Annotated in this window: 9 protein-coding genes; all 9 read left to right on the top strand. The window is 70.4% G+C overall.

Going from position 1 to position 21,371, the window contains the following annotated elements; all coding sequences use genetic code 11:
- Window positions 1-106 precede the first annotated feature (106 nt).
- The gene (gene gspG, locus A9974_RS19500) at window positions 107-568 is read left to right on the top strand and encodes a type II secretion system major pseudopilin GspG (protein ID WP_183005820.1); all 462 of its coding nucleotides are present in this window, start codon (window positions 107-109) and stop codon (window positions 566-568) included.
- The gene (gspK, locus tag A9974_RS19495; protein WP_183005819.1) at window positions 540-1,493 is read left to right on the top strand and encodes a type II secretion system minor pseudopilin GspK; all 954 of its coding nucleotides are present in this window, start codon (window positions 540-542) and stop codon (window positions 1,491-1,493) included. Before gspG ends, gspK begins: the two co-directional genes overlap by 29 nt.
- Window positions 1,494-2,741 carry a type II secretion system protein GspL gene (gspL, locus tag A9974_RS19490; RefSeq protein WP_183005818.1) on the top strand — a complete coding sequence of 416 codons (1,248 nt, stop codon included), beginning with the start codon at window positions 1,494-1,496 and terminating at the stop codon, window positions 2,739-2,741.
- Window positions 2,738-3,340, top strand: coding sequence for a type II secretion system protein GspM (gene gspM / locus A9974_RS19485; protein WP_183005817.1), 603 nt, complete (start codon window positions 2,738-2,740; stop codon window positions 3,338-3,340). The genes gspL and gspM overlap by 4 nt, the downstream gene beginning before the upstream one ends.
- A 21-nt stretch (window positions 3,341-3,361) precedes the next feature.
- Window positions 3,362-4,810 carry a type II secretion system ATPase GspE gene (gene gspE / locus A9974_RS19480; RefSeq protein ID WP_220806034.1) on the top strand — a complete coding sequence of 483 codons (1,449 nt, stop codon included), beginning with the start codon at window positions 3,362-3,364 and terminating at the stop codon, window positions 4,808-4,810.
- Between the two features lie 8 nt (window positions 4,811-4,818).
- On the top strand, window positions 4,819-6,027 hold the full coding sequence (gene gspF, locus A9974_RS19475) for a type II secretion system inner membrane protein GspF (RefSeq protein WP_183005816.1): 1,209 nt from the start codon (window positions 4,819-4,821) through the stop codon (window positions 6,025-6,027).
- 223 nt (window positions 6,028-6,250) lie between these two features.
- Entirely contained in the window at window positions 6,251-7,483 is a 1,233-nt protein-coding gene (locus tag A9974_RS19470) for a substrate-binding domain-containing protein (protein WP_183005815.1), read from the top strand.
- A 142-nt stretch (window positions 7,484-7,625) separates the two neighbouring features.
- On the top strand, window positions 7,626-8,837 hold the full coding sequence (locus A9974_RS19465) for a substrate-binding domain-containing protein (RefSeq protein ID WP_183005814.1): 1,212 nt from the start codon (window positions 7,626-7,628) through the stop codon (window positions 8,835-8,837).
- Between the two features lie 130 nt (window positions 8,838-8,967).
- Window positions 8,968-21,279 (top strand): filamentous haemagglutinin family protein, encoded by a 12,312-nt coding sequence (locus A9974_RS19460; protein WP_183005813.1) that lies wholly within the window; start codon window positions 8,968-8,970, stop codon window positions 21,277-21,279.
- Window positions 21,280-21,371: the final 92 nt, after the last annotated feature.

Genomic DNA, 21,371 nt, shown 5'->3' with positions numbered 1-21,371 from the left:
ATCCGCGCTGGCCACACTGTGCGGACCCGAAAGGCGCGTGGGCGGCTGTTGCCGCCGGCGCCGCCGTCTTCGGGCCCCTGTGTGATTGCCTCGGAGTCCAAGCGCGATGAAAGCAGGCCGGTTAACGACGGATAGGCAGTACCCGCCCGGGCGCCGGCAGCGTGGCTTTACGCTGATCGAGATCATGGTGGTCATCGTAATCATGGGCATCCTGGCCGCGCTGATCGTGCCGCGGCTGCTGGACCGTCCCGACCAGGCCCGCGCCGTCGCGGCCCGCCAGGACATCAGCGCGCTGGTGCAGGCGTTGAAACTGTACCGGCTGGACACCGGCAGCTATCCCACCACCGAGCAGGGCCTGCGCGCCCTGGTGGAACGGCCCGCGTCGGGTCCGGGCGCCTCCAACGCCTGGCGCGCCTACCTGGACCGGCTGCCGAACGACCCCTGGGGGCATCCGTACCAGTACCTGAACCCCGGCACGCGCGGCGAGATCGATGTGTTTTCGCTGGGCGCGGATGGCAAACCGGATGGGGAAGCAGGCAATGCCGACATCGGTTCCTGGCAGCTGTGAGCGCCAACGCGGCATGGCGGTGATCAGCGCGCTGCTGGTCGTGGCGGCGGTGACCATGATCGTCGCGTCGCTGCTGCAGCGCCAGGACACCTTCCTGCGCGCGGTGCAGGCGGCGCAGACCCGCGCCCAGGCGCAGGCCATGCTCGAAGCGGGGCTGGGCCTGGCGCGCAAGCGGCTGCGCGAAGATGGCCAGCGCAATGCCGCGACCCGCGCCGACGGCGACTGGGCGGCGCCCATCGTGGATACCCGGCTGCAGCGTCCGGGCCGTGAAGCCGCTTTTGTCGGGCGGCTGGAAGACGAGCAAGGCAAATTCAACCTGCGCAACCTGGTATTCGAGGGCCGCCTGTACCAGGACGGCGTCGACGAGCTGCTGCGCCTGTGCGTGCTGCTCGGCGTGGCGCCGGACGCGGGCCTGGCCATCGCGCAGCGCATCCTGGCGTCGCAGCCGGGCGCCGGTTCGCAGGGCCGCCAGCCGCCGTTGCCGCGCAACCTGGATGAACTGGCCGGCCTGCCGGGAGTGGACGCCGCGGTGCTGGCGCGCCTGCGGCCCTACGTGACCGTGCTGCCGCGCGTGACGCTGGTCAACGTCAATACCGCCCGCGCCGAGGTGATCGCGGCGCGGGTGCCAGGCCTGTCGCTGGAACAGGCCAAGGCCATGGTGGCGCAGCGCGACGCCGGGCTCTGGTTCGTCAACGATGGCGACTTCGCCAACCGCTTGAACGGGGCCAACGCCACGGCCGACGGTGGCGCGGCATCGCGCTCGCCGGCCGCGCGCATCGAGACGCCGCGGGTATCGGTCGCCAGCGCGTGGTTCAGCCTGACTGGCGCCGCGCGACTGGGCGGCCTGGTCGTGCCGCTGAAGGCATTGCTGGCGCGCAGCGGCGCTGGCGGCGCGCAGATCGTCTGGTCGCGGGAAGGCGCCTGAATGGCCTCGATCCGCGTGCTGTTGCCGCCATTGCGCGCGCTTGCCGTCGATACGCCGCTGGCCGTTGCGGTGGGTGACAAGACCGCGTGGCGCCGCTATGCGCCGCTGAGTCTGGCCGAGCTGGGCCGGCGCTGGCCGGGCGCCAAAGTGACCGCGTTCCTGCATCCCGAAGATCTCACCCTGACCGCGGTGGCGGTGCCGCCGCTGGCCCGCGCCCGCCTGCGCATCGCGGTGCAAGACGCGATCGAGCCGCTGGCGCTGGGCGACGGTGACAGCTTGCGCGTCGGCCATGGCGCGCGTGGCGCCGACGGGCGGGTGCCCGTGGCCTGGCTGGATGGCGATGCGGCGGACGCGCTGCAGGCGCGGATCGCGGCTTGCGGCCTGGCGCCCGTGGCGTTCGCGCCTGCGTCCCTGTGGCTGCCCGAGACGGCAGGGGGCTGGACGCTGTGGCAACTGGACGGTTATCTGATCGCGCGCCAGGCCGATGGCGTGGGCGCGCTGTATGCGTTGGAGGACGGCAACCCGGCCGAGCCGTCGGCGGCCCGCGTGATGGGCGCGGACGCTCAGGCCTGCGCCCTGGGTCCGCGTCAATGGATCGACAGGTTGCCTGCCTGGTGGCAGCCGCCCATTGCGCTGCCGGCGTCGCCGGACGCTTGCGACATCGTGCTGCCGGAAGCGGCCTGCGGCGTCATGGCGGCGATGCCATGGTCCCTGCCGGCCCTGCAAACGGGCGGCGCGGCGTCCACCGCCGGCTGGCGCACCGCGATCGCGCTGGCCGCCGCCGCGGCGCTGGTGTGGATGGGCGGGCTGGGCCTGTACGCCTGGCGCCTGGACCAAGCCGTGCAAGACGCGCGGCAGCAGTTGGCGCAGGCCGTGCGCGATGCGTTTCCGGCCGTCGGCGCGGTGGTGGACCCGCTCGGCCAGGCCAAGCGGCAATTGGCGCTGCGCCAGGGTGGCAGCGACGACTGGGCCGAATTGGGCTTTCTGCTGCGCGCGGCCAGTGAGCACATGGCGTTCGCGGCGGGCGAGGTGCAGGCCTGGCGTTACGAGGCCGGCGGGCTGGAACTGGACCTGCCGCCCGCCGCGCGGCCCAAACCGGCGGCGGGCGTGGACGAGGCCCAGGCCGCCGCGCCGGCCTGGGTGCAGGCGGCGCGCCAGGGTGGGGTGCAGGTACAGGCCACGCCCACCGGCTGGCGCTTGCGGCGCGCGCCGCCGCCCGCCAGCGGCAAACCGGCGCAACGGTCATGACGCTGGCGCCGCCACCTGGTTCACTCGGCGGGTCTCTCGCCTGGCGCGGCCGCTGGCGGGCGCGTTGGCGCGGCTGGCATCAACAAGGCGCGGCGGCCTGGTCGCGGCTGGCGGCCGGCGAACGGCGGCTGCTGGCGCTGTGCGCGCTGGTGGTGGCCGGCGCGGGCAGCTGGCTGGCCGTGATCGAGCCGGCGTTGACGCGCATTGAGCGCAGCGGCGAGGAACTGCGCCGCCTGGATGCCGCGGCCCGCGATCTGCACGCGCTGCTGCGTCAGGCCGGCCCCGCGCCCGCCGCGCGGCCGGCGGCGGTGTCGGTGGACGCGCTGGCGCGCTGGCTGGATGCGGCCGGTCTGGCGGGCCACTACCAGGTCGTCCCGGACGAAAGCGCTGACGGCGCCTGGCTGATCACCTTTCACCGTGCGCCAGCGGCGCCGCTGGCGGCCTGGTTGCTGGCCGGGACGGCGCCGTTGCCCTTGACGCTGGCGCGCGTCGCGTTGCTGCGCCAGGACGAGGCCGAAGACGCCAGCCCCGGTCAGGCGCCGGGCGAAGGCCTGGCGGGCAGCGTGCGGCTTCGTCCCATTCTTCGTCCAGAAAGGTAATGCCATGACGCGGTGCCGCCCATGAACGCGCGCGACCACCACGCGCCGCTGCCCAAGCTGCCGTACGCCTGGGCCCGCCAGCACCGGGCGCTGCTGCATTGGCTGGGCGGCGACGCCGGCGAGCTGGTCATCACCGACCAGACGCCGGCCTGGGCCGTGACCGAGGTGCGGCGCCGCCATGGCCCGCTGCCGCTGCGCCGTGTCCTGGATGCCGAGCTGGAGGGCCTGCTGGCCGCTGCCTATGCCGATTCGGGCGATGCGGCGTCGGTGGTGGGCGCGGCGGAAAGCGAGGTCGACCTGGACCGGCTGCTGCATGAGATGCCCGAGATCACCGACCTGCTGGACGCGCAGGACGACGCGCCGGTGATCCGCATGATCAATGCGCTGTTCACCCAGGCCGCGCGCGACGGCGCCAGCGACATCCACATCGAACCCTATGAAACCCACTCGGTGGTGCGCTACCGCGTCGACGGCGGCCTGCGCGACGTGGTCAGCCCGCGCAGGGCGCTGCACGCCGCGCTGATCTCGCGCATCAAGATCATGGCGCATCTGGACATCGCCGAGAAACGCCTGCCGCAGGATGGCCGCATCGCGCTGCGGGTGGGCGGCAGGCCTATCGACATCCGCGTGTCCACCGTGCCGACCGGCCACGGCGAACGCGCCGTGCTGCGCCTGCTGGACAAGGAAGCCGGGCGGCTGCGCCTGGAGAAGCTGGGCATGGCGCCCGGCGTGCTGCGCGAGCTGGATCGGCTGGTGCACCAGCCGCACGGCATCGTGCTGGTGACCGGCCCCACCGGCAGCGGCAAGACCACCACGCTGTACGCCGCCCTGGGGCAGATCGACGCGGCCACCGCCAACGTGCTGACGGTGGAGGACCCGGTGGAATACGACCTGCCGGGCATCAGCCAGATCCAGGTCAACGCCAAGATCGACATGAGTTTCGCGGTGGCGCTGCGGGCCATCCTGCGGCAAGACCCGGACGTGATCATGATCGGCGAGATTCGCGACCTGGAGACCGCCCAGATCGCGGTGCAGGCGTCGCTGACGGGGCACCTGGTGCTGGCCACGCTGCATACCAACGACGCCGTCTCGGCCCTGACGCGCCTGACCGACATGGGCGTCGAACGCTTTCTGTTGGCGTCGTCGCTGCTGGGCGTGCTGGCGCAGCGATTGGTGCGGCGGCTGTGCCAGGATTGCCGGCGCCCAGCGGCCCAGGAACCCGGGCTGTTCGAGGCCGTGGGCTGCCCGGCCTGCAACCACACCGGTTATCGCGGCCGCACCGGCATCCACGAACTCTACATCGTCGATGACGCGCAGCGTGGCCTGATCCACGAAGGCGCCGGCGAGCAGCAGCTGCGCGTGGCCGCGCAGCGGGCGGGCATGAAGCTGATGCGCGAAGACGGTGATCGCTGGGTGCAGGCGGGCCAGACCTCGCGCGAAGAAATCATCCGCGTCACGCGGGACGGGTAGGGCAAGCCATGCCGGACTTTCGATTCGAGGCCGCCGACGCGGCAGGCAAGATCCAGCGCGGCGTACTGAGCGCCGACACGCCGCGCGCGGCCCGCGCCCAGTTGCGCGCCCAGGGCCTGACCGCGCTGGCGCTGAAAGTGACGGCCGCCCGCGGCGCGGGCTCGATGGAGCTGTTCGCGGCCAAGCTGTCCGACAGCGACCTGGCCTGGGCCACGCGACAGCTGGCCAGCCTGCTGGCCGCTGGCCTGCCGCTGGAAGGCGCGTTGTCTGCCACGGTGGAGCAGGCCGAAAAAAAGCATATCGCCGACACGTTCTCCGGCGTGCGCGCCGACGTGCGCGGCGGCCAGCGCTTTTCCGACGCGCTGTCATCGCGGCCGCGCGACTTTCCGCCGATCTACCGCGCGCTGATCAAGGCGGGGGAAGACTCCGGCGACCTGGCCCGCATCATGGAACGCCTGGCCGATTACATCGAAGCGCGCAACGCCTTGCGCGCCAAGGTGCTGACCGCGTTCATCTACCCGGCCATCGTTGGCGTGGTGTCGATCTGCATCGTGGTGTTCTTGCTGGCCTATGTGGTGCCGCAGGTGGTCAGCGCGTTTTCGCAGGCCCGCCAGGAACTGCCGTGGATCACCCGCGCCATGCTGGCGGCCAGTGAGTACGTGCGCACCTGGGGCGGCCTGAACGCGCTGGCCGCGGCGCTGTTGTTCGGTGTCTGGCGGCTGTCGCAGCGGGCAGAATCCGCGCGCCTGGCGTGGCACGCGCGCATCCTGCGCCTGCCGATGATCGGCCGCTTCGCGCTGGGCGTGAATACCGCGCGTTTCGCCGCCACGCTGGCCATCCTGTCGGATGCCGGCGTGCCGCTGCTGCGCGCGCTCGAGGCGGCGCGCCAGACCCTGGCCAACGACTGCCTGCGGCGCGCGGTGGGGGACGCCACCGCGCGCATCGAAGGCGGCTCGGGCCTGGGCGCGGCGCTGCGCCAGCAGAAGGTCTTTCCGCCGCTGCTGTGCCACCTGGTGGCCAGCGGTGAAAAGACCGGCACCTTGTCGCGCATGCTGGACCGGGCCGCGCAGACGCTGTCGGCCGACATCGAACGGCGCGCCATGGCGATGACCGCGATGCTCGAGCCGTTGATGATCCTGATCATGGGCGGCGTGGTGCTGACCATCGTGCTGGCGGTGATGCTGCCGATCATGGAAATCAACCAGATGGTGGGGTGAGCGCGGTGCGCGCCGAGCCACCGCGCAGGCCGCGAACTCCGCACATCTCCGCACATTCTTACCTGACTCCACACCTTTTTTCCCTGCGCTGTCACCTCGTTTATTCAAGATGCTTTCAACGCGTCAGGCAGGTTCTAGCAGAGTGCCGCCGGATGCGTTCTCGGGTTCATCCGTTCTTTTCTCCATAAGCAGTTCTCTCCTAAACGAGTGCAAGGAGCAAGACATGTTCAATCGCAATTCCCTGGTCGCCGCGCTGTCGGCGGTCGGCATGCTGTCCCTGTCGGGCGCTGCCCTGGCCCAACAAGTCGTGGTGTCCGGCGGCGCCACGCTGCCCCTGCCGCTGTATCAGGACGAAATCTCCGCCTTCGCGCCCACGTTCAAGCCGTACGTCGGCAAGGGCAGCGGCGCGGGCAAGACCGCTTTCCTGACCAACAACGCTTCGGGCTTTGACAGCACCGGCGTGGTTCACTGGGCCGGCAGCGACTCGATCCTGACCCAAGCGCAGATCAACGACTACCTGACCACCGGCCTGGGCAAGATCGGCAATCCGGCCGGCCACGGCCCGTTGCTGCAGATTCCGTCGGTGGGCACGCCCGTCACGATCTCGTACAAGGGCCCCACGGCCGACATCACCCTGAGCAAGGCGCAACTGTGCGGCGTGCTGTCGGGCAAGTTCACCAAGTGGAGCGAAGTCGGCGTGTCGTCCGGCACGGCCCCCGACGCGTTCACCGTGATCTACCGCTCGGAAAGCAGCGGCACCAGCGAATTGCTGACCCGCCACCTGCAAGCCGTCTGCGGCGCCGACTCGAACGTCGCCTTCGCTGGCAAGAGCACGTTTGCCCAGGAATTCCCCGGCAACACGCCTCCCGCCAACTTCACGGCCGCCACCGGCAGCGCCGGCGTGGCCGCGGCCATTAACGCCCAAGCCTCGGCCATCACCTACCTGAGCCCGGATCCCGCCTTCACCGTCGCGCTCAAGCAAGCCTCGCTGACCAACACCAACAACAACGCCACCTACGCGCCGACCTCGGCCAACGTCAGCACTGCCCTGGGCAGCGCTGCCGCCTTGCCGCTGGCCACCGGTCCGGTCGAACGCAGCCCGGCCGGCGCTAGCTGGTTGGATACCAACAACCAGGCCAACCCGTTCAACTGGGTGCGTTCGACGGTCAACCCGGCCTCTGGCTACCCGATCGTGGGTTACACCAACTTCGTGATCAGCCAGTGCTACACCGACGCTGCAGTCGCCACCGCGGTCAAGAGCTTCCTGACCTCGCACTACTCGGCCGCCAACTCGGTGGTCGGTGGCGCCAACCCCGGCAAGGTTGACCAGCACAAGCTGGTTCCGCTGACGCCGGCCAACCGCGCTCGTGTGTTGGCTGCCTTCGTCAACGGCACCAACGCCAACCTGAACATCGGTAACGCCACCGTCTGCGGTAGCTACGCCGGCCGCGGCTGATCGATCCGGCGGTTCAGCAAGCAGTTCAGTAAGCAGCAAAAAAGCAGAGCAGGGCGGAGCATCCGGGTGGTCGGGCGCTCCGCCCTTTTTTCTGGTGGCCGCGGCAGGCCGCGCCGGCAATGCCGTCACAAGGGAGGGCGAAATGCGTAAACGTCTTGGCGGGATGGCAGGCCTGCTGGCCTGCGCCGCCGCGTCGTGCGGTGGCGCCGCGCTGGCGCAGAATGTGCTGTCGGGCGGGGCTTGGCTGCCCATGCCGCTGTACCAGGAAGCAATCGCGAGTTCTCCGGCCACGGGGCTGCAGTCGTATGTGGCAACCGGCAGCTCGGCCGGACTGCGCGCGTTCCTGACCAACGATTCCGCGGCGTTCGAGCGCACTGGCCCGGTCCATTGGGTGGGCAGCGATTCGGCGCTGACGCAGAGGCAAATAGACGATTACCTGACCCTGGGGCCCGGCCGCTACGGCGACCCGGCAGGTCACGGACCGCTGATTCAGATGCCGGCGGCCTATGTGTCGGTGGCAGTGTCGTACAAAGGGCCCGCCGAACCGGTGACGCTGACCCCGGGGCAGCTTTGCCGGGTGTTTTCGGGCGGGATCGACCGCTGGAGCCAGTTGGGCGTGGCGGTCGCGCCGGGGCTGGATGCGTTCAAGGTGGTGTACCGCGCCGACGGCAGCGGCGCGACCGAATTGCTGACCCGGCACCTGGCGGGGGTGTGCGGCGCGGACTCGCCGGTTGCCTTGGGCGGCAGGGCGGTGTTCAAGGACGCGTTCAAGCCGGGCTTGCTGCCGCCGCATTTCGTGGCGGCGCAGGGCGAGGCCGGCGTTGCGCTGGTGATGGCGGGCAACGTCTCGGCCATCACCTATACGGGGCCGGACGCCGCCTTTACGGCGGGCTTGAAACCCGCCTGGCTGGTCAACGCCCAGGACGGCGTAGCGTATCTGCCTACCCCGGCCAACGTCGCCGCGGCGATGCAATCGCACGATGGCGCCGGGCTGCCTGGCGGCCCTGCGCTGCGCCACCCCTCGGACTCCGGCTGGTCATCGGCCGACAACCCGGGCAATCCCGCCAATTGGGTCCGCATCGTCTCGCAGCCGCGGCATGGCTACCCGATAGTGGGGACCACCAACGTCGTCCTTAGCCAGTGCTACGCGGATCCGGCCGTCGCGGCCGCCATCAGGCTGTTCTTCAAGCGTTTTTACGAGGACACCTTGCGGGTGTCCAACCACCAGATGGTGCCGCTGCCCGCCCCGGTGCGGGCCCGCCTGCTGGCTACCTTTGTCACCCCCGTGGGTGACAGCAGCCGGTTGAACATCGGCAATCCCGTCATTTGCGGCGATCTCGCCGGGCGGGGCTGACGGCGCGGCCGGCAGTGTTACGCCACTCCACACCTTTTTTCCCGCCGCTGTCATCTTCCGGACACATCATGACGGAAGCCGCGGCCGCAAGCCGCGCGATTGCGCACATCCCCAGAATCAGAGAGTCGGCATGAATCAGCACGCAGGCAGGGCAACCCGTAACGGCAATCGCAGCGCGCGAAGCATTCCGGCATTCCGGTTGTCGCCAGCCATGCATGCCCTGGTGCTGGCTTTGTCGGCAACGCCGGCGCTGGCGGCCGGCCCGGCGTTCGGGCCCGGCTGGTTCTCCGACAAGCGCGCCACGCAGGCGCAGACCGCGGCGACCGGGCGTTTGCCGGGCGGGGGGCTGGCCGGTATCCCGTCGACGCTGCGCGACCAGCAGCGCGCCAACGAGCAGTTGCAGCGCTCGCTGGCTAATCTGAACCGGGGCGCAGCAGCCATTGCCGCCCAGCAGGCGGCGCAGGCCGCCGCGCGCCAGGCCGCGATAAACCAGGGGTCGTCCGTGCCGGACGGCCTGGCCGAGGGCGGCCTGAAGGTTGACGCCAATCCGTTGACAGCGGGATGGTTGAATGCCCGCCCCTTGTCGGCGGGGTCCCAGGCCGTGGCGGGCGGGCGCACCGTCGTCACGGTCGAGCAGACAGCGGACAAGGCGATCCTGAACTGGGAGACCTTCAACGTCGGCCGCAACACCACGGTCGCCTTCCAGCAGCAGGGCACGGCGTGGTCGGTGCTGAACCGCGTGAATGATCCCCAAGCGCGCCCCAGCCAGATCCAGGGGCAGATCCAGGCCCCTGGCACGGTGATGCTGATCAACCGCAATGGCGTCGTTTTCTCGGGCAGCAGCCAGGTCAACACGCGCAACCTGGTGGCTGCCGCGGTGGGCATGAGCGACGACCAGTTCAGAAAGGGGCTATACAGCGGCAAGACCGGCGACGGCGCCAACGAACGTTATACGCCCAGCTTCGGCAATGACTTGACTGGCCTGGGCGACGCCGCGCGCGCCGGTAATGCCACCGGCGACGTGCGCGTCGAGGCCGGCGCCCGCATCCAGACGGCCGCGCCCAATGGCGTAACCCAAGGCGGCGGCTATGTGCTGCTGCTGGGCCGCGAGGTCCATAACGCCGGCCAGATTTCGGCACCCAACGGCCAGGCGCTGCTGGCGGCCGGCGACACCTTCATCATCCGGCGCGGGCTGGGGTCGGACGCCAATATCATCTCCACCACCCGCGGCAACGAGGTATCCGCGCGCCGCAACGCCGGCAGCCAGGCGGGGGTGGCCGCCAATACCGGCCTGATCCTGGCGCCGCTAGGCGATATCACCTTGACCGGGCACGACGTGCGCCAGCAGGGCGTGGCCGTCTCCACCACGTCAGTGACCGCAAGGGGCACCGTGCACCTGCTGAACTCCACGACCGACGGTACCGGCAGCGTACTGTTGGGCCAGGACTCCACCACGCTGGTCCTGGTACAGGACGACGGCACGACCGCGCTGGACGCGCAGCGCGACGCGCTGGCGGGCCTGGCGGCCGGCCCGGCCGATCCCTATCGGCAGGCAGGCCAGGCCTTCGACCACCTGAGTGCCTTGCCCGACCGTCGCGATCAATCGCGCATCGAGATCACCAGCGGCGCTACCGTGGACGTGCAGGGCGGCGCCTTGGCGCTGGCAACGGGCGGCCAGATCGCCATTGCCGCCACCAGGCGCACGCTGCTGGGCGACGGCGCGGTGCTGGACGTGGCCGGCGCGGTGGGCGTGAAAGTGTCGATGGAATCGAACAATCTGAAGATCAATATCCAGGGCAACGAACTGCGCGACGCGCCGCTCAGCCGTGACGGCAAGACCTTGAACAACAGCGATATCTGGGTCGACCGCCGTGCGCTGGTGCAGGTGGCCAAGGGTGTGAACGGGTACGAACGCGATCGCTGGTACACCGGCGGGGGCTTGCTTGAAGTGGGCGGCTACCTGGGCACCACCGGCCACGGCATCGGCGAGTGGGCCGCGGTGGGCGGCACGGTCACGGTGGAAGGCGGCGAGCTGGTCGCCCGCCAGGGATCATTGATCAATATCTCGGGCGGCACGCTGGACGTGGCCGCCGGCACCATCAAGCAAAGCTGGGTGCGGGGCGAAGATGGCCGCCTGTACGAGATATCCAAGGCGCCCGGAGACCTGCTGTACAAAGGGCTGTATCGCGGCTTCGAGGATACGCACGCGCGCTGGGGCCAGAACGCCACCCGCTATTTCTACAATGCGTTGCTGGCGCCGCGCGAGCGCTACGAAGACGGCTACACGGCCGGGCGGGATGCCGGCCGGCTGGTGATCGGCACCCGTTCGGCGGTGGTCGAGGGCCAGATCGTCGGCGAGGCTTTCCAGGGTGAACGCCAAACCCAGGCGCGCCAGGCGGTGCAAGCGGGGCTGCGGCAGCAAACGGGCTATCAGCAATCGCAGCTGGCCCGGGCACAGGCCGGCCAGTTGATCGTGGGCCGCTACGTGCCGGGCCAGGTCACCAGCGGCAACCTCCTCAGCTCGGGCTACGACCTGGCGGCGGCGGCCAAGCAAATTCTGTTCACGGACGGCATGGCGCCGCTGGCGGCGACGCTGGGCTGGAATGATGCCTTGCCACCGGAGCGCCGGGATACGGTCTGGCTGGACGCGGCCGCGCTGAGCGAACTGGGGTTGGGGCAGATCACCGCGGTCGCGTCCAGCGACGTGACGGTCAAACGAGGCCTGCAGGTGGCAGCGGGGGGGCTGATCGAACTGTATGCGCCGAACGTGAGCATTCAGGGCGGCCTGACGGCGCGAGCGGGCCGGGTTGCCGCCGGCAACGTGTTGCCGGGCGTGGCGCGCGACGCGTGGCTGCCGCCCGCAGCCAATGCGTCGGCGCGCGTCGAGGTGGCCTCGGACGCGACGATTGACGTCAGCGGCCGCTGGGCCAATCTGCGGCGCACGCCGCAAGATACGGATGCCCTGGCTTGGCGCAACGGCGGCCAGATCGCACTGCGCAGTACCGGCGCGGTGGCGGTGGCCGCGGGCAGCCTGCTGGACGCGCGGTCGGGTGCGGTGCTGGACATCAAGGGCAAGCTGGTCGGCGGCAAGGGTGGGGACGTGACGCTGGAAATCGCGCGTCCGGAAAACAGCGTGCCCGGGCCCGGGCCGGTCGGCGTGACGCTGGACGGCATGGTGCACGGCTATGGCGTGGCCGGCGGAGGCACCCTGCGCCTGGGCGCGAACCGCGTGCTGATCAGCGACGCGGCCGGCGCCAGCGCCGGTACGGATGGCCTGCTGCTGCGGGGCGAGCTGTTCCAACGCGGCTTTGCGCGCTACGAGGTCAACGGCGTCCAGGACCTGACGGTTGCCGACGGCATGCGGCTGGACGTCGCGATGCCGGTGTATCGCCTGAAATCCCAGACGCCGGATCCGCGGGCGCTGACGCTGGACGAGACGCTGGCGCTGTGGACGCCGCCGCTGTTCCAGGAGAACGCGGCAACCGGCAGAATGGCCCAGCGCCTGGGCGCGAGCCTGTCGCTGTCGTCCTTTGTGCCGTCGGCATCGACGCCGGCCGGGACGCTGCGGATCGGCGAAGGCGCCGTGGTGCAGGTGGACCCGGGCCAGGCCATCCGGTTGCAAGCGCGTGGTTTGATGCGGATTCAGGGCACGCTGCGCGCGCCCGGCGGGCAAATCGTGGTGGCGCGCGGCGCGGATGACACCGGCACCACCGCGCAACTGGGCGGCCTGCTCAACTCGGTGTGGGTCGAGTCCGGGGCACGGCTGGACGTGGCCGGCATCGCCGCGGCGGCGGTGGATGCTCGCGGCCGGCGCTATGGCAAGCAATGGGATGGCGGCCGCATCGCCATCGACGGTGAATTCGTGGTGATCCGGCCCGGCGCGGTGCTGGACGCATCGGGTTCCGTCATGACCGTCGATGTTGCGCAGGACGACGGCGCGGGCGCGGGCGCACGGCGGATCGGCGGCAAGGGCGGTGAAATCGCCTTGGCGGCCATGGCAGGCCTGTACCTGGACGGGACGATGCGGGCCGCTGCCGGCGCCCCGGACGCGGCCGGCGGCGCCTTGTCGCTCAAGCTCGACACGCCGCTGTATGCCACGGGCACGCCCGATGCCTTGATTCGTCCGCGCGAACTGCTCGTCACCCAAGCGGCGGGCCCGAGCCTGTTGCCGGCCGGCGCCACGCCGGCAAACGCTGCGCTGACCCACGGCGTGGGACGTATCGGCGTGGATCAGATCGCCGCCGGCGGCTTTGGCGATGTGTCGCTGTATGCCCGCGACCTGCTGACCTTCGATGGCGACGTGACGCTGCAGGCGCGGCAGTCCATCAGCCTGTATCAGGGCGCGCTGGGTAATACGCAGGCGGGCGCCACGGTCCGCCTCCTGGCGCCGTATGTGCTGTTGAGCGGGCGCACCGGCCTGACGCCCGCCATCGCGCAAGGAGTGGACGCCACGCTCAATGCCTGGAAGCCGTCGGCGTTGCCGGCGGCGGCGCTACTGCAGGTCGAGGCCGATCACATCGATATCCGCAACCGCGTCAACACCGGTATGTCTGGCGTTGCCCGGCTGAACAACGGCGGCCAGCTCGCGATTGAGCGCCGCGGCTACGACACGCTGGCGCTGCGCAGCCGCGGTGACCTGCGCTTTCTGCCGGCCGATCCGGGGGCTGGCGATATCCCTTTGAGCGGTCACCTGGCTACCAGCGCCGTCCTGACGGCGGGTGACTTGGTGCTGGCCGCCCAGCGCGTCTACCCGGCGACCGGCAGTAAGGGCCTGGCCGTGGCGGGGTGGCAGGGCGTGGGCTTGCCCTACGACGCCAGCCGGGTCCTGCGGGTTCAGGGCGTGGCGGGCCCGTCGGCGGCCGTGGCGCCGTTGTCCGTGTTCGGCGCCTTGACGCTGAACGCGCCCAACGTCGAACAGGGCGGCGCCGTATTTGCGCCCCTGGGCCGCATCGTCTTGGGTATCGGAATCAACGGCATCAACCGGCAGCTGCGGCTTTTACCCGGCAGCCTGACATCGGTCAGCGCCGCGGGCCTGACCATTCCCTACGGCGGCACGATCGACGGCCTGAGCTACCTGTACCAGGGCGTGGCGGTCGAGAACACCGGCGTCGGCGGCATGGGGTTCTCCGACCTGGTGCGCGGGGTCTCGCTGCTGGGCGGTGCGATCACGGTAGCGCCGGGCGCGGTCATCGATCTATCCGGCGGCGGGACGCTGGCAGGCGCGGGCTTCGTGAGCGGGCGTGGGGGGTCGACAGATCCGTTGTTCCATCCCTTGCCGCGCTTTGATCCCGTGACGGGCGGATTCGATCTGCCGACGTTGGGCGAGCGTCCGGTATACGCCATTGTTCCCGGCTTGACGGACGGCTATGCCCCCGTGGCGCCGCGCGACGACGCGGCAGGCTACGCGGGATCGCGTCCGCGGCCGGGACAGACGGTCACGCTCGGGGCGGGGATTCCCGGCTTGCCCGCGGGCACCTACACCTTGCTGCCGTCCTATTACGCCTTGTTGCCCGGCGCCTTCCGCGTCGAACTGGGGCAGGGCGCGCTGGGCGGAGCGGCCAGTTCGCTGCGAGGCGGTTCGTGGTCGGTGGCGGCCACGCGCGGCGTATCCAATACCGGCACTGCGGATGGCATGCCGCGGCAGGCGTTGGTCACGCCGGGAGATGTGCTGCGGCGGCACGCCCAGTACAACGAAATGGATTATCGGGCGTTCGTGTTGGCCCAGGCCACACGCAGCGGCCAGCCGCGCCCGATGCTGCCGGCAGACGCGGCAGCGCTGGAGTTCTACTACCGCAATGTTCCCGCAGCCAGTGACTCGCCTGCGTTGCGCTTCGATGGCCAGGCACGCTTCACGCGGGGCGAAGGCGGCTACGGCGGCCAACTGGTGGTGCGTACCGACGGCGCCGCCCTGGAAATCGTCAATGCCCCGGGCATTGCCAATCCGGCAAGCGTCGCGATCCGGGACAAAGACCTGAACGCAGTGGGCGCCAGCCGGATATCGCTGGGCGGCTGGACCTATCAACCCGTATCCGGCTCCGACCCCCGGCTGGTCGTCACGTCCAGGGGCGGTGGCGATGTGATCCTGCGGTCCGGCGCGCGGTTGCGTGCGCCGGAGGTCATGTTGATTGCCCCGCAGCTGAAGTCGGTCTCGGTCGAACAGGGCGCGTCCATCAATGCGCTGGGCACGGGCGCCGCGCCCTATGACGCGCGCCAGGGCTACCAGTACGGCGGCGGCAGCGGCAACATCATCCTGGCTGTGTCCAACGGCTGGCTGGACTTCACCAACGGCATCGACGCGCAATCCGGCAAGATCGAACTGGGTGCCTGCGCTTCCACCGCCTGCGGCGGCCCCGCCCAGCTTTACTCGGACGGCTCGGTCGTCTTCGGCAGCAACAACCTGGTACTGCACGACGCCTTGCGCTACGGCACGCGCAACCTGGTGGTTGCGGCCAGCAGCCTGAACGCCGGTAGCGACGCCGCGCTGGCCGACGCGCAGGCGCGCGGCGTCCTGCCCAGCGGCCTGCGCCTGTCCCAGGACCTGTTGCGGCGCTTGCTGGACGGCGACACCCGCGTCGGCGCGCCCGCGCTGGAACGCGTGATCCTCTCGCTGCGCGATTCGATCAACTTCTTCGGCACCGTCAACCTGAGCACGCTGGATGCCGCCACCGGCAAGTCCAGCCTGGCCCAACTGGTGCTGAACACGCCCGCCATCTACGGCTACGGCACGGCCTCCGACGTGGCCACGTTGTCCACCGACACGCTGGTGTGGAACGGCGTCGCCAATGCCGAACCCGGCGCCATCGCCACCGGCGGGGCCGGCACGGGCCTGGGCAGCTTGAACCTGAGCGCGCGCCGCATCGTGCTGGGCGACGCCAACGGCACCCTGCAGATTCCGCACCAGCAAATGCGGCGCCAGGCCCTGGGCTTTGCCACCGTGTCGCTTGCCGCCGCCGAGCGCATCGTCGCGGGCGGCGAGGGCAGTCTGGAGGTCTACCAGTCGCGCGGCGATTTCGTCGACGGCAAGTTCCAGTACCAGGGCGGCGCCCTGGTCATGCATACCCCCATGCTGACGGGCTCGGAAGGCTCGGTGATGCGTCTGGCCTCGGGCGGCCTGCTGCGGCTGGGTGGCGCCGGGGCAGCCCCGGCCGACACGTCGGCGCCGTGGGGCGCCACGTTGACGCTGCAAGGCAAGCAGGTCGAGCTGGCCAGTGCCATCGTCCTGCCCAGCGGCAAACTGACGGTGCAAGCCGAACAGGGCCTGACGCTGGCCGACGGCGCCCGGCTGGATCTGGCTGGCCGCGCCGTGACCTTGATGGACCAGACCCGCTACGGCTGGGGCGGCGATGTGGACCTGGAAAGCCGCCAGGGCAACATCCTGCAGGCGGCCGGCTCGGTCATCGACCTGTCGGCGCGCCACAACCAGGCGGGCAGGCTCACCGCTACCGCGCTGGATGCCGGCGCGGGGCTGATTGACCTGCGCGGCATCATTCGCGGGCAGGCCAGCGGCGAGTATGACGCGGGCGGCACGATCGTGCCGTTCGAGGCCGGCGGCATCGCGCTGCGCGGCCAGGCCATCGCCGGTTTCGTGGCGCTGAACCAGCGGCTCAATGAAGGCGGTGTGACCGGCTCGCGGGCCTTCCAGATCAAGCGCGGCGATCTGGTCATCGGCAACGAGGTCAAGGCCCGGCGCGTCAACATCGCGGTCGACGGCGGCAGCCTGACGGTGAACGGCCTGATCGACGCCAGCGGCGCGCAGGTGGGAAGCATTCGCCTGTCGGCGATGCGAGACCTGATCGTCAACGGCACGCTTGATGCGCACGGCACGCTGCTGCGCGTGGACAGCCGCGGCGACATTATCGACAGCCCCAACCGCGCGGTGGTGGAACTGACCGCCACGCAGGGCCGCCTGCTGCTGGGCGCCGGCGCGGCGATTGACCTGCGCGCCGGCACTGCCGTGGCCACGGGCACCGGCCCTGGCTTGAACGACGGCCGCGCCCGCGGCACGCTGGACCTGAATGCGCCGCGGCTGGGCGCGAACGATGTGGCGTTGGACATCCTGGGCGCGCCGCGCGTGCAGGGCGCCGAACGGGTGTCGGTCAACGCCTTCCGGCGCTACGACGACGCGCCGTCGGCGGCAGCCCCGGATATCACCGGCCGTACGCCCCAGGTCATCACCCAGGCCTATCTGGACCTGATCGATGCCGACAGCGTCGCCTACATGAACGCCGCGCTGGCCAATGCGGCGCTGCGCGCGCGGCTAGGCGGATATTCCCTGCGTCCGGGCGTGGAGATCGTCAGCCGCAGCGCCGACGGCGACTTGCGGGTGGAGGGGGACCTGGACCTGTCCAACTACCGTTACGGTCCTGGCGCGGATCGCAACGATCCGGCCAAACGCGGCTTCGGCGAGGCCGGCGTGTTGCTGGTGCGGGCCAAGGGCGATTTGAATATCTACGGCAGCATCACCGACGGTTTCGCGCCGCCGCTGGCGACCGATGACGACACGCGCGCCTGGCGCCTGATCGGCCGCGCCGGCATGGACGACGCCAACGGCGTGGACCTGGCCGGCCGCAGCCTGATTTTGCCGCGGGCCGTGACGCTGCGTGGTGGCGCCGGGGGCACGGTGTTTCCCACCACCGAAAATGAGTCCCTGAATTACGATTTGCCGATCGACGCCAACACCCTCAAAGCAAACGTGCGCCTGCCGGCGCCGGTGACGCTGGCCCAGCCGCTGACCTTGCCAGCGGGGACGGTGTTGGGGGCCGACGTGGTGGCGGTGGACGGCACGCGCTATGCCAAGGGCAGCGTGTTGCCGGCGGCCTTGACGCTGCCGGCCGGGTCGACGCTGGGGGCTGGCATGGCACTGAACCAGCTCATTGCGGTCCAGGCCTTTACCGTTCCCAAGGGCACACCGCTGTCCATCTTCAATGCGCCCCTGGCACTGTCGGGGGACCTGGCGTTGGCACCCGGCGCGTACCTGCCTTCCGGCACCGATCTGCGCTTCCAGGGCAACACCGTGGACCTGCGCGATCTGGACGCCGATGGCGTGCAAGGCCGTATCTGGGCCGTCGCGCCCATGCTGGGCGCCGGAGCGTCATCGTGGAGCCTGCGGCTGGCGGGCGGCGCCGACCTGGATTCGGCGGACACCCGCGCGCTGCGGCCGGCCTCGCAGTTGGGCGACCGCGGTCATGTGAAGCTGTCCGATCCTCACTATTTGCAGGACCTGAGCTTCGGGCTCTTGGGCGAGTCGCCCATCTTCAGTGTGATCCGCACGGGGCGGGGCGATCTGGACATCCTGGCGGGCGGCAATTTCCAGCAGGGTTCCCATTACGGCATCTACACCGCGGGCACGCCCGCCGACACGGCGCGCGACGCGCAGGGCAACCCCATCGTCGATGCCCTGGGGCGCGAGGCCTACAACCTGCCGCGGGCCTTTGACGAGCTGATGAGCCAGACGGACGGCTTCGGCTCGGTACTGGGCGCGGCCGCGGCCAGCTATGAACCGCTGGTGACGGGCGGGCAGTATGCGGCCTGGTATCCCGAACGCGGCGGCGATCTGCTGGTCAATGTGCAGGGCGACATGCGTGGTGCAGTGCGCGGGATGCCCACGCGATTCGACGGACTGGATCCGCGGGGCGCCGCAGCGGCTCCAGGCAGCTATCCTGGCTATTGGCTGTGGCGCCAGGGCGGTGCCGGCATCGGCCAGCAGACAGCGTGGTGGATCAACTTCGGCACCTATCTGCCGTCGGCGTTTTTTTCCACGTACTACACAGCCGGCATCTCGGTAGAAGGCTTTACCGGCCTGGGTACGCTGGGCGGCGGCAATCTGGCTGTCAACGTGGGGGGAGACGCGGGTGTGCTGGATCAGCCCGCGACGCTGTTGAACAGCTATTCCTCCGTGCAGGGGCTGGTGCTGGCCGTGGGCAGTACGGGGCGCGTCACGCCCGATGGCCGCCGTATCTCGACCGGCGGCGGAGACTTGAGCCTGCGCGTCGGCGGAGCGATCAATCCGTTGAGAACCAGCTTTGGCGACAGCAGCGGCAACATCATCAGCCCGTATTCCGATGTCAACGGGGTCCTGACCAATCTGCGCGGATCGATCACCGTCAGCGCGCGCAGTATCGGTCGGGTGGATCCGCTCTATGGCCTTGCGGATGCGTCAGACCTTCGCGGTATGGATCCGCGGCGTCCTACGCTGGCCGCGCCATCGGGCGGCATGGCGATCGTGACAGGCGACGCCGTTGCCCGCCTGGATGGGCGGGGCGATGTGGTGCTGGGCGGCGTGGGCGACGCGGGCAGGATGTTTCAGCTTGCGGCCATGCCGTTCATCCACGACGGCGTCGAACAACCCGGCGGCGCCAACAGCTGGTTTTCGCTGTGGACCGAACGCACGGCGCTGGACCTGTTCGCGGCTGGTGGCGCCGTCACGCCGCTGGCGGCCACGCACAATGACGGCGAAGCGGGCAAGAACAGCTTTCAATACAGCGCCAGCGCCTATGCGGGCGTGTTCGCCTATCCTGCGCGCTTCAGCGCGGTAGCGGCGTCTGGCAGCATTTACTACCACGCCAGTGCTCGCAATGCATCGACGGAATGGGTCTTTGCGCCGGGCGCCTCGGGCAGCGTCGAGCTGCTCGCGGGGGCCGGGCTGTATGGTGGCGGTTACCGCAGCAGCGTGTCCGGTGCGGACCCGGCGCGCGTACCCACGCCGGAACGTCCGGCCTACGTGGCGGCCTGGGATAACGGGCTGATCAACGCCACCAACGCCACCGGCGCGGAAGGCAGCCTGTTTGCCTTCGGCGTGGATTCGGCGGGTGGCCGCCCGCCCGTGGCCAAGGCCGGCATCGCGCGCTTTTATGCGGGCGGTGACATTGTCGGTTTGCAGACGGGGACGGTCTTGACGTTCGGTTCCGGCAACCAATACCACGCCGCGCGTCCCGCCAGCATCCAGGCCGGCGGCGACATCGTCAACCTCAAAGCCCTGATCCTGAATCAGCAACCCACCGACGTTTCGCGCATCGTCGCCGGCCGCGACATCCTCTACGCCAACGTCGATATCGCCGGCCCCGGCTGGCTGGAAGTCACCGCCGGCCGCAACCTGACCCAGGATGACAAGGGCCGCCTGACCAGCCTGGGCCTGATCGACGGCGGGCCGGCCACCGGCAAGGGCGGGGCTGGCATCGTCGCCAGCGCCGGCGGGCAGGGCGACTACCTGGCCTTCGCCAAGCGCTACCTGGACCCGGCCAACCGCGCCGACCCGGGCCAGCCGCTGGCCAGCCAGCCCGGCAAGCGCGTCAAGACCTACGAAGGCGAGCTGGCCGACTGGCTGCGCACGCTGCACGGCTACACCGGCCCGGCCGGCGAGGCGCGCGCCTATTTCGATGCGTTGCCGGCCGAACAGCAGCGCGTGTTTCTGCGCCAGGTCTACTACGCCGAACTGACCGCGGGCGGACGCGAATACAACGACACCGCCGGCCCGCGCGCCGGCAGCTACGCCCGCGGCCGCCAGGCCATCGCCGCCCTGTATCCCGATACGGACGCGCAGGGTCAGCCCATCCGTTATCAGGGCGACATCACCCTGTTCGGGGGCTCGGGCATCCAGACGCTGTTCGGCGGCGCCATCCACATGATGGCGCCGGGCGGGCAGATGGTCTTCGGCGTCGAAGGCGCCGCGCCGCCGTCCACCGCCGGCATCGTCACCCAGGGCGCGGGCGACATCCAGATGTACGCCAAGGGCAGCATCCTGCTCGGCCAGAGCCGTGTCATGACCACCTTCGGCGGCAATATCCTGGGCTGGTCGGCCGAAGGCGACATCAACAGCGGCCGGGGTTCCAAGAGCACCGTGGTGTACACGCCGCAGCGGCGCCTGTACGACGACGCCGGCAACGTGACGCTGTCGCCCACTGTGCCCAGCACCGGGGCCGGCATCGCCACGCTCAACCCGATCCCCGAAGTGCCGCGCGGCGACGTGGACCTGGTGGCCCCGCTGGGCACCATCGACGCGGGCGAGGCCGGCATCCGCTTCTCGGGCAATGTCAACCTGGCGGCCTTGCAGGTGGTCAACGCGGCCAACGTGGTGGGGCAGGGCAAGGCCACCGGCGTGCCGGTCCTGGCGGCGGTGAACGTGGCCGCCCTGACCAGCGCCAGCGCCGCCGCGGCCGGCGCCACGCAGGGCGCCCAGGACACCGCGCGCCAGCAGCAGGCGGCGGCGCGCCGCAACCTGCCGTCCATCATCAACGTGCAGATCCTGGGCTATGGCAGCGAGCCCGTGTCCGGCGCGGCGGCGGACGGTGGCGCGCCCGCCGGCGCCGCACGTCCCGGCACGGCGCCGCAGCCCCAGGGCTACGACCCGCGCAGCATCTTCCAGATGGTCGGCAACGGCGAGCTGGACCCGGCGCAAAAGGCGCGCCTGACCGAGCCGGAGCAGCGCGGGTTGCCCGGGGGCTAGGGCCGGGGCGGGTCCGGCCCCGCCATTCGTTGCGGCGGGTTTGCGGCTTGCTCCAATGCTGACGATTCGCTGTCACGCCGCAGTCACAAGCG

The organism is Achromobacter sp. UMC71, assembly GCF_014170305.1.
In the GTDB taxonomy this organism is placed as follows: domain Bacteria; phylum Pseudomonadota; class Gammaproteobacteria; order Burkholderiales; family Burkholderiaceae_B; genus Achromobacter.
Note: the sequence above shows the minus strand (reverse complement) of the source record. Positions and strands in the feature narration are given on the sequence as shown.

Coding starts and splice junctions, on each gene's coding strand:
- gspG (WP_183005820.1), top strand. CDS start 107: ATGAAAGCAGGCCGGTTAACGACGGATAGGCAGTACCCGCCCGGGCGC.
- gspK (WP_183005819.1), top strand. CDS start 540: ATGCCGACATCGGTTCCTGGCAGCTGTGAGCGCCAACGCGGCATGGCG.
- gspL (WP_183005818.1), top strand. CDS start 1,494: ATGGCCTCGATCCGCGTGCTGTTGCCGCCATTGCGCGCGCTTGCCGTC.
- gspM (WP_183005817.1), top strand. CDS start 2,738: ATGACGCTGGCGCCGCCACCTGGTTCACTCGGCGGGTCTCTCGCCTGG.
- gspE (WP_220806034.1), top strand. CDS start 3,362: ATGAACGCGCGCGACCACCACGCGCCGCTGCCCAAGCTGCCGTACGCC.
- gspF (WP_183005816.1), top strand. CDS start 4,819: ATGCCGGACTTTCGATTCGAGGCCGCCGACGCGGCAGGCAAGATCCAG.
- A9974_RS19470 (WP_183005815.1), top strand. CDS start 6,251: ATGTTCAATCGCAATTCCCTGGTCGCCGCGCTGTCGGCGGTCGGCATG.
- A9974_RS19465 (WP_183005814.1), top strand. CDS start 7,626: ATGCGTAAACGTCTTGGCGGGATGGCAGGCCTGCTGGCCTGCGCCGCC.
- A9974_RS19460 (WP_183005813.1), top strand. CDS start 8,968: ATGAATCAGCACGCAGGCAGGGCAACCCGTAACGGCAATCGCAGCGCG.